Origin of the sequence: Paenibacillus sp. P22, from assembly GCF_000469945.2 — a bacterium.
GTDB classification, from domain to species: Bacteria; Bacillota; Bacilli; order Paenibacillales; family Paenibacillaceae; genus Paenibacillus_O; species Paenibacillus_O humicus.
Window position 1 is genome coordinate 1 of sequence record NZ_CBRA020000237.1, and the last position, 7384, is coordinate 7384.

7 protein-coding genes are annotated in these 7384 nt (G+C 62.3%); 1 reads left to right on the forward strand and 6 read right to left on the reverse strand.

All coding sequences use genetic code 11. From position 1 onward, the window contains the following. Positions 1-6 precede the first annotated feature (6 nt). The 3 genes from BN871_RS24165 to BN871_RS24175 form a co-directional block, all read right to left on the reverse strand. Positions 7-963 carry an AAA family ATPase gene (locus tag BN871_RS24165; protein ID WP_048749506.1) on the reverse strand — a complete coding sequence of 319 codons (957 nt, stop codon included), beginning with the start codon at positions 961-963 and terminating at the stop codon, positions 7-9. After that, positions 960-2132, reverse strand: a complete 1173-nt coding sequence (locus tag BN871_RS24170) for an exonuclease SbcCD subunit D (RefSeq protein ID WP_048749508.1) — start codon at positions 2130-2132, stop codon at positions 960-962. Before BN871_RS24170 ends, BN871_RS24165 begins: the two co-directional genes overlap by 4 nt. Before the next feature lie 372 nt (positions 2133-2504). After that, the gene (locus tag BN871_RS24175; RefSeq protein WP_048749509.1) at positions 2505-3926 is read right to left on the reverse strand and encodes a class I SAM-dependent rRNA methyltransferase; all 1422 of its coding nucleotides are present in this window, start codon (positions 3924-3926) and stop codon (positions 2505-2507) included. Positions 3927-4241: 315 nt separating this feature from the next. Between BN871_RS24175 and BN871_RS24180 the strand changes: the two genes are divergently transcribed. Continuing rightward, positions 4242-5225, forward strand: coding sequence for a Na/Pi cotransporter family protein (locus BN871_RS24180; protein WP_048749512.1), 984 nt, complete (start codon positions 4242-4244; stop codon positions 5223-5225). Positions 5226-5381: 156 nt separating this feature from the next. Here the strand turns inward: BN871_RS24180 and BN871_RS24185 are convergent, their stop codons facing one another. The 3 genes from BN871_RS24185 to BN871_RS29450 form a co-directional block, all read right to left on the reverse strand. Continuing rightward, positions 5382-5825 (reverse strand): NUDIX hydrolase, encoded by a 444-nt coding sequence (locus BN871_RS24185; protein ID WP_048749514.1) that lies wholly within the window; start codon positions 5823-5825, stop codon positions 5382-5384. Between the two features lie 63 nt (positions 5826-5888). Next, positions 5889-7244 carry a tRNA (N(6)-L-threonylcarbamoyladenosine(37)-C(2))-methylthiotransferase MtaB gene (gene mtaB / locus BN871_RS24190; RefSeq protein ID WP_048749517.1) on the reverse strand — a complete coding sequence of 452 codons (1356 nt, stop codon included), beginning with the start codon at positions 7242-7244 and terminating at the stop codon, positions 5889-5891. 5 nt (positions 7245-7249) lie between these two features. Next, positions 7250-7384 (reverse strand): 16S rRNA (uracil(1498)-N(3))-methyltransferase (locus BN871_RS29450; protein WP_332310247.1); only part of this gene is annotated, 135 nt, incomplete at its 5' end.

Below are 7384 nucleotides of genomic sequence, written 5' to 3' on the forward strand. Positions count from 1 at the left end.
AGCCAGTCACCATTCACTGGCACGGCGYTCCWGCTCCGCCATCKCGCCGCCGCGGCCTTCCAGCTTCGCCGCCGTCGCCTCCGCCGCCTCCAGCTCGTCCAGCCTCGCATTGAGGCGGGAAGCCTCCGCGAGCTTCGTCCGCTGCGCTTCATAAGCGGCTTCCGCTTCCAGCCGCTCACGCTCCAGCCCCGTTGCCAGGCTGCCGAAATAAACGGCTTCCTCCTCCAGCCCTTCCATCAGGCGCGAAGGAGCCGCATGCTCTTGCGCCAGCAGCTCTTCCAGGCGGCTTCCTTCCCGGACAGGAAGACTCGCGCGCACCTGCTCGCTCATATACAGCAGCCGCTGACGGTTGTCCTTGGCCGCCTCCCGCAGCTCGCGGCTGCGCCTTGCGAAGCTTTCCTCCAGGCTGCGGTAAAGCCCCGTCTGGAACAGGCGGCGCAAAATTTCTTCCTTGTTCTCGGTGTCGGAGGTCAAAAGCTTGCGGAACTCCCCTTGCGGCAGCATGACGATCTGGATGAACTGGTCGCGGCTGAGGCCGACGATCTCCTCCAGCTTGGCGTCGACCTCCTTGATATGAAAGCGGTCCGTCAGAGGCGCCTCGCCTTCGGCGGTAAGCTCGTACAGCTCCGCCTTGCCGCCCGTCTCGCTCTTGTTGCCGGCCTTGCGATGGGGCATCTGCCTGAATACCCGGTACTTGCGGCCTCGTGCGGCAAATACGAGCTCCACCGACGTCGGCGTATCGTCCCCTGCGAAGTGGCTCCGGAGCATCCTCGCCTCCGCCCGGTCCTCGCCGCTCGCGGTGCCGTAGAGCGCATAACAGACCGCATCGAACACCGTCGTCTTGCCCGCTCCCGTCTGTCCGGAGATGACGAACAGGCCGCGCTCGCGCAGCGGCTCGAAATCGATCGCTTCCCCGTTCCGGTAGGGCCCGAAAGCAGTCAAAACCAGTCTGATCGGCCTCATCGCCCCGCCCCCTCTTCCTGCAGCACTTCGGCATAGACCCGCCCGAACAGCTCTCTCTTTTCCTTGCTGAGCTCGGCGCCCTTCACTTCACGGTAAAAGGCATCGAACAGATCGACCGGATCGCGGTCGCGGCGGGCTTTCGCCCCTTCCGGTCCATCCCCAGGCTCCGGCGGAAGCAGGCCTGCGGCCGGCCTCCTCTCGACATGGAGAGCGTTAGGGTAGACGGAACGGACTTTCTCCATCGGAAAAAGAACCGGATTCTCGTCCAGCAGCGTAACGAACACATAATCCCCGCTCGGCTCGTGGCTCTGCTCGATCTCGCGGATAGAAGCCGCCACCCTCCGCATGTCCCGGCGGGCGTACAGCGGCCGGAAGCCGGCGGAAGCCTGTCCCGCTCCGTCGAGCTCAACGAGGAAAAAGCCTTTGCGGTGGTGCTCCTCGGACACCGAGTATTTGAGCGGCGAACCCGCGTAGCGGACGTTCTCCCTTTCCACCCAATGGGCCTGATGCAAATGGCCGAGCGCCGTGTAATGGAACGGGCGGAAATATTCCGCCTTGACATGCTCCGCCCCTCCGATCGAGAGCGGCCGCTCCGATTCGCTTGTGTTCGCCTCCGGCACGCCGCCGGGAGTGACGAACGCATGCCCCACCAATACATGGCGAGCCTGAGGCTCCATTTCAGCCTTGATGCGGTCCGTGATCGCCTTCATGGCGTCGTCGTGGGTGCGGATGTCGTCGTTCCCGAAGGCATGGCGAACCATCGCGGGATCGGCGTAAGGAACCAGATGGAAATGGACCTCGCCATGCTCGTCGGACAGGACGACGGGCCCGCTGTCCGCCTTCAGCGCCCCGGCGAGATGCAAGCCCCGGCGGGACATCATGCGGGTGCCGAAGCTGATCCGGTCCGGACTGTCATGATTGCCGGAGATGGCGAGCACGGGCGTGTCCAGCTCGATGACGAGGCGGTAAAGCGTCTCGTCGAGCAGCTCCACCGCCTCGGTAGGCGGCACGGCGCGGTCGTACAGATCGCCGGCGATGACGACGGCATCCGGCCGCTCCTCTTCCACCGCGCGCACAAGCTGCTCCAGGACATGCCGCTGGTCCTCCGTCATATAGACTCCCTGAACGAGCTTGCCGAGATGCCAGTCTGCCGTATGTAGGAATTTCACCGCTTACCGCTTCCTTTCTATGTCGCGAACGCCGGGCGATCCGGCCGTCCCCGCGCCTTCGGATTCTATCACGCTATGACTCTATCAATGAACATATGTTCTTATACAGTAGCATTAGCCATCCTCAAAGACAACCCCTGCGGAAGCTGCAAATGTACCCATTCCAGCCCTATGGAGAAGCTGAAATCGCGCCGCCGGAACGGACTCTCCCTTCGCGGGTGAAAACCATCCGATCCATTCCGCGCAAAAAGGCGGCGCCTGCGGCGCCGCCTTGCTGCAAAAAGCAGCCCTCGTTGATCGCATGCCCGGAAAGCAAGCTTTGGATCTCCATTGTCAGAATCAGCAACCTGAAAAATTCGATGATCCCAAGATCTACAAGCTATGTACCTCGAAAATCGCAAACTTCAAGTAATGCCCTTCCGCAACGCCGAGCAGCTGCGGGTGGTCCTTGCCCGCCGCCCGCCATTCCACCAGCTTGAGCGACTTGCCCGCATCCGCCGCCGCTTCGAGGATCGTCTCCAGGAACAGCTCCGGCTTCATATGGTAGGAGCAGCTCGCCGTGACGAGATAACCGCCCTCGTTGACAAGCTTCATGCCGTGCAGGTTGATATCCTTGTAGCCTCGGCATGCGCCCTCGACCGCGCCTTTCGTCTTGGCGAAAGCCGGAGGATCGAGAACGACCACATCCCAGGTCCGCCCTTCCCCTCCCAGCTTCTTGGACGTGTCGACGGCCTTCCCTCCGGAGGCGCGCGCCGTCCGCTCCTCCAGTCCCTTCACCTGCTGGCGCAAATATTGGAACGCGTCGTCCACGACGAATTCAACCCGGTCGGTGAAGCCGTTCCGTTCCACATTGCGCTTGGCCGTATCGATCGCATGCTCGGAGACGTCCAGGCAGGTGACTTTTTTCGCCCCGTATTTGCAGGCATGCAGCGTGAAGCTGCCGGTGTGGGCAAAACATTCCAGCACGGTCGCCCCGTCCCAAAGCGGGTAGGTGACGGCTTTGCCGCTTTTGTTGACCGGAACGAGCACGGTGCCGGGCTCGGAGGCCGATGGACCGGATGCCGGCGCGGCCAGCCGCGCTTCCTCAGGCAGCTCGTCCACTGGACGCGGCTGAAGCGTGATGCCGCTGCGCTTGCCCCAGCCTTTCATGAGAGGCTCGATGGCAGCCCGGTTCTCCCGCTGATCGTAGAAATAGCCCGTCTTTTGCCCCTGGGCGATATCGACCTCCATGAGAAGGCCGTTCTCCGTAATTTCCACGATGGATGGGCAATCGCCGTAAAGGACGCCCGTCCGCTCCTCCAAGCCTTCGAGGCGCCGCACGCCGACGTCGCTGCGCTCATAGATGCCTCGCGGACGGAATACTTCGACGAGCGCGGCGACGATGGCTTCGCGCTTCAGATCCAGCCCAAGAGTCAGAATCTGGACGACGAGAACGTCCGCGAACCGGTCGACGACAAGTCCGGGCACATAATCGGCCTCTCCATAGACGAGTCGGCAGTCCGCATCCGCAACGAAGCGCTCCCGGTACTCCTTGGCGCGGCTGAACTTCTCCTCAAAGAAAGCCTGATCCAGCTCCTGCTCCGGCTGACGGGAAACGATTCTCACGCGGATCTGCGACTGGGGATTCCAGTATCCCGAGGCGATATACCTGCCGTTCGAGGCGTGCACGTCCACCATCGCTCCCGGCTCCGCCTCGCCCTCCATCCGCTCGACTTCTCCGGCGTAGACCCAGGGATGCCCCTGCTCCAGCCTTCTCGTTTTTTTCTTGACCAATACAGCCTTGGCTCTGCTCACGCTATCATCCTTCCATTGTCCAGGCAGACCGTCACGGTTCGGCCTGCTTGTCATTCTTGTCCGCTGCGAATCATAGATTAGGATAGGGAAATCGGGGTTTAAAGGCGCGCTAACGTCTTCGGAGAAAAGCGCTTCATAGCACGCACCCTGTGTCCTGTTCCTCCAGACCCTTCCATCTGCTTCGCTGGCTTGTTGCTTCTACAATTCATCTTAAATAAATGTGGGATAGATCCACCCTGCCGCTACTGCCCGTCCAACGGCAGCTGCTGGTCCAGGAGCTTCCCGGAATCGCCGCACAAAAAGGAGACCTTCATCATGCTCACTGCCATTGTGCTTCCGGCCGCGTTCGGCTTCGCCGTCTTCATGCTCGGCATGAAGCTGATGGAAGCTGCGCTCCACCGCGCAGCCGGACGCTGGCTTCAAGCTGCAATCGAGCGCTTCACACGCACGCCTCTGCACGGCCTCCTGACCGGCGCCGCGGCGAGCGCGGTGCTGCAAAGCAGCACCGCCGTCACCGTCATCGCCATCGGCATGGTCAACGCCGGCGTCATGGCCTTTCCCCGAACGATCGGAATCGTGCTCGGCACCAACATCGGCACCTGCCTGACGACCGAGCTGATCGGCCTTGATCTGGACCGGCTCGCCGGCCCGCTGCTGCTGCTCGCCCTGGCCGGATGGCTGCTGACCGCCCTGCTCGGCGAAATGAGCTCCTCGGCAGGCCTTCGCAGGCAGCGCTGGCTTCGCCCTCTGCGCAGCGCTTCGCTCGTCCTGGGCGGCTTCGCTCTTATTCTCTCCGGCATCGCCGTCATGAAATCGATCGGCGACGCCGTTCAGAACAGCCTATTCTTCCACTGGTTCATGGACCGGTCGGGGGACAGCCTTCTCTGGGGACTGCTGGCAGGGGCAGCCTTGACCGCGGCCGTCCACAGCAGCGCCGCCGTCATCGGAATGGCGATGACCCTCGCCGCATCGGGCGTGCTTCCCATGGAGCTGGGCGTCGCCATCGTGCTCGGAGCCAACGTCGGCACCTGCCTCACCGCCGTGCTCGCCTCCATCGGCGGCACCCGGGCAGGAGCCAAGGTGGCCTGGTTCCACGTCGCGCTCAATGTCGGCGGAGCGCTGCTGTTCCTGCCCTTCACGGGCTGGCTAGCCGCCGCCTCCGCCTGGTTCGGCGGCGGCCCCGCTTCGCAGCTCGCCCATGCCCAGACGCTGTTCAACGTCCTCTGCTCGCTGATCGTGCTGCCGCTCTGCTACATTCCGCGGCTCCGCATTCCGAACAAGAGCCCCGCCCCTAAATAGTAGGGACGGGGCTTCTTGCCTCTGCCTGTCTGGCCGCTTGAAAGCTGTCAGCCGGGAACTCCCGAGAGCGGCGCCTCAGCGACTCGCTTCTTTGCCGCTTAGACCAGCCGTCCGACTCGGCAATCCGCTTCTTCGCCGCTTAGGTCGGGCAACGCTTTAGCGATCCGTCTCTTCGGCGCTTAGGCCGAGCAGCCGGAGCGCGCCCGCGACGATCCGATCGTTGTTGTCGTAGCCGGATTGGCGCTGCTTGCGCCATGCCTCCTCGGGCTCGAACCAGTCGACGCCGCGTATTTCCTCCACCTGGGCATGAAGAGTACCGCCCGTCGCTTCCACGAGGTAATAGTGGACTTCCTTGTCCACGACGCCTTTCGTCTCGTGGCGGTACTGGTATTTGATCTGGGCGATCGGCTCGATGATGCGGCCTTCCATCCCCGTTTCTTCGACGATTTCGCGCAGGGCGGTTTGCTCCACCGTTTCTCCGGGCTCCATTTTCCCTTTGGGAAGGGATACTTTGCCGTAACGGTCCTGGATCAGTTGAATTTGCAGCCCATTTTCCGGCGTCCGTCTGTACACGACCCCGCCTGCTGAAATTTCCTTCATGCGCTCCTTATCCTCCCGATAATGATTTCCGTTGTCCACGATGAGTCCGCCGCCGGAGCCTGATCAGGCTCCGGCTTTTTCCGTCAGGCTCGGCGCTTCTTCCTGGACGCTGACAAGAACTCCGCGGCTCTCGTTGACTCCGGCTTCCGTGATCCGCACGCGGCACAGCTTGCCGACAAGCGCTTCGGAGCCTTCGAATACGACCTGGATGTAGTTGTCCGAGTAGCCCATGATCAGTCCCGCTCCCGCCGAGCCTTTGTGCTCGCGCTCCGGAATGACCTCCAGGACATGGCCGACGTGCTTTTCCGCATAAGCCAGCTGGAGAGATTCCGACAGGTCGATCAGCTTATGGACGCGCTCGTTTTTGATTTCCTCGTCGACCTGGTCTTCCATGCGCGCGGCAGGAGTGCCGGTCCGTTTGGAATAAGGGAACACATGCATTTCGGAGAAGCCAAGCTCCTTCATGTACCGGTAGCCCGCCTCGAACTGCTCCTGACTCTCGCCCGGGAACCCGACGATGACGTCCGTCGTGATCGCCACGCCCGGCATCGCTTCATGCAGGCGCTTGATCGTCGCCGCGAACTCTTCGGTCGTGTACTTGCGGCGCATGCGCTTCAGCACGGTATCGTCGCCGGCCTGCAGCGGAACATGGAGATGGCGGCACATCTTGGAGGATTTGTTGAGCACTTCGATCATGTCCTCGTCGATCTGGCTCGCCTCGATCGAGCTGATGCGGATGCGCTCGAGACCGTCCACCTTGTCCAGATCCCACAGCAGGTCGGACAGCTTGTAGTTGTCCAAATCGTCGCCGTAGCCTCCGGTATGGATGCCGGTCAGGACGATTTCCTTGAAGCCGGACGCGACCAGGCTGCGGGCCTGCTCCACGACGCTCTTGGGATCACGGCTGCGGGACAGCCCCCGCGACCACGGAATAATGCAGAAGGTGCAGAAGTTGTTGCAGCCTTCCTGGATTTTCAGAAACGCGCGGGTGCGGTCCGCGAAGTCGGGCACGTCCAGCTCCTCGAACTCGCGCGTCTTCATAATGTTGCGCACGGCGTTGACCGGCGTGCGCTCGTCCTGCACCTGACGGATATAGTCCATCAGCTTGTCGCGGTCCTGCGTTCCGATGACGAGATCCACGCCCGGAATGTCCAGAATCTCGGCCGGGGACGTCTGCGCGTAACATCCCGTCACGGCGATGACCGCCTCGGGATTGCGGCGGATGGCGCGGCGGATGATCTGCCGGCTTTTCTTGTCCCCCGTGTTCGTCACGTGGCATGTATTGATGAGGTATACGTCGGCCGTCGTCGTGTCGAAGTCGACCTGCTCGTACCCTTCATTCTTGAACAGCTGCCAGATGGCTTCGGTATCGTAAAAGTTGACTTTGCAGCCCAAGGTGTAGAGTGCGACCGATGGCATCTTCTTCATCTTCCTCCCATTTCGCCGGATTCGTACATCAGGCAGGCCAAGCCTGCCAGAGGTGCCGTCTCCGCTCTTAAAATTCTGCGCCCGAGCCCGGCCGCCAACGCGCCCGCCGCCGCCGCCCGCTTCCGCTTCGC

Excerpts from the sequence above, each read along its gene's own strand:
- BN871_RS24180 (WP_048749512.1), top strand. The coding sequence starts at position 4,242 with ATGCTCACTGCCATTGTGCTTCCGGCCGCGTTCGGCTTCGCCGTCTTC.
- BN871_RS24185 (WP_048749514.1), bottom strand. The coding sequence starts at position 5,825 with ATGAAGGAAATTTCAGCAGGCGGGGTCGTGTACAGACGGACGCCGGAA.
- mtaB (WP_048749517.1), bottom strand. The coding sequence starts at position 7,244 with ATGCCATCGGTCGCACTCTACACCTTGGGCTGCAAAGTCAACTTTTAC.